The organism is Pseudomonas sp. PA-4-8C, from assembly GCF_021606625.1.
GTDB lineage: Bacteria > Pseudomonadota > Gammaproteobacteria > Pseudomonadales > Pseudomonadaceae > Aquipseudomonas > Aquipseudomonas lactis.
Genome location: NZ_WKCD01000540.1, coordinates 1 through 1,298, shown reverse-complemented (window position 1 = coordinate 1,298; position 1,298 = coordinate 1). Strand labels below are relative to the sequence as shown.

The window sequence follows — 1,298 nt, the reverse complement described above, 5'->3', positions numbered from 1 at the left end:
ATCCTATGTGTGCCAGGCTTTTTCCTACTGATGCTGCTGTCTAAGCCTGAGATGTTTTACCGACAGGAATCGCGCTTCAATGTCGTGTTCTGTTGCACAATACCGTCCGGACCGTTTTCTTCAGGATTTTCAATGTCGACATCATTTCACTTGCGCACTCTCGGGTTGGCGCTGGTGCTGGCGGGCGCTGCGGGCTGCTCGTCACCCAAGACCGCTATCTATGAACATGAGAATTTCGACGACTCCGGTACGTTTTCCCGCGATTACCCGGTGAGCGATGTGGCGGCCTGTGAGGCTGCGCGCCGTGCCCTGCTGAGTCAGGGCTACATCATTACCAGTAGCGATCCGAAGTTGGTGGCCGGCAACAAGAGCTTCCAGCAGACCGGCGAGACCCACCTGCAGATCAGTTTCAATGTGGTGTGCGCCGCTGATGGCAAGGGCAGCAATCACTCGACGATGTTTGCCAACGCCTTGCAGGACCGCTATGCGCTGAAGAAGGTCAACAACTCCGCGAGCCTCGGCGTGGGCGTGCTGGGCTCGGTGTCGATGCCGATTGGCTCCACCGATGATTCGATGGTGAAAGTGGCCAGCGAGACCGTCTCGGCACCCAAGTTCTACGAGCGCTACTTCGCGCTGGTGGACGTGTTCCTGCCGCAGGAAGTGAAGCAGGCCGAGCATATCCCCGAGCAGCCCAAGGCCGACCTGGGCGTGCCCGAGCCCAAGGCCGCTCCGGCAGCCGAGAAGGTCGAGGCGCCGAAGGAGGTGCCTGTAGCGCCCGCCGCTGCAGAGCCGCTTGCGCCGCCACCTGAGGCAGCACCGATCGCGCCGGTGACAGAGCCTGCTCCGGTGGCGCCGGCGCCGGCGCCGACTGATCCTACGTTGCCGGCGCCGACAGAAGCGATTCCACCGCTTCCGATGCCTGCGCAATAACGCAATGCTCGAATGTAGGAGCGGGGTGTCAGGTAGAGAAGCGTCGGCTGACAGGTCGCTATCGCAGCATAGGTATCGACACAACTCTGTAGCGCTCAACAGTAACCACGATGCGAAGCGAGCCGCTCTTGCTCTTGATCTGCTTTTGATCTTGATCTTAAGCGCCCCGTCAAACCACGCTGGCGGATTACGGGCACACCGAGCCCAAGCGAGGTGCCGAGTGGTGGGGCAAGAGCGTTTTGCTTACTTTTGACTGGGCCGGCAATCTGGCTTTTCAAAAGTAAGACGCCGTCAGGGCGGAACCCTAAGTGGCCGTTACCGCAGGAATGGATATGTACTCATTCCAGCCCAACTAAATGGCCGACCAC

The 1,298-nt window shown here is 59.9% G+C and carries 1 protein-coding gene; it reads left to right on the top strand.

Translation table 11 applies throughout. From position 1 onward, the window contains the following. Nucleotides 1-132 precede the first annotated feature (132 nt). Nucleotides 133-930, top strand: coding sequence for a DUF2242 domain-containing protein (locus GIW04_RS30795; protein ID WP_120248846.1), 798 nt, complete (start codon nucleotides 133-135; stop codon nucleotides 928-930). Nucleotides 931-1,298 lie beyond the last annotated feature (368 nt).

What these genes read in the sequence shown, in the direction of transcription:
- GIW04_RS30795 (WP_120248846.1), top strand. Translation starts at nt 133, where the DNA reads ATGTCGACATCATTTCACTTGCGCACTCTCGGGTTGGCGCTGGTGCTG.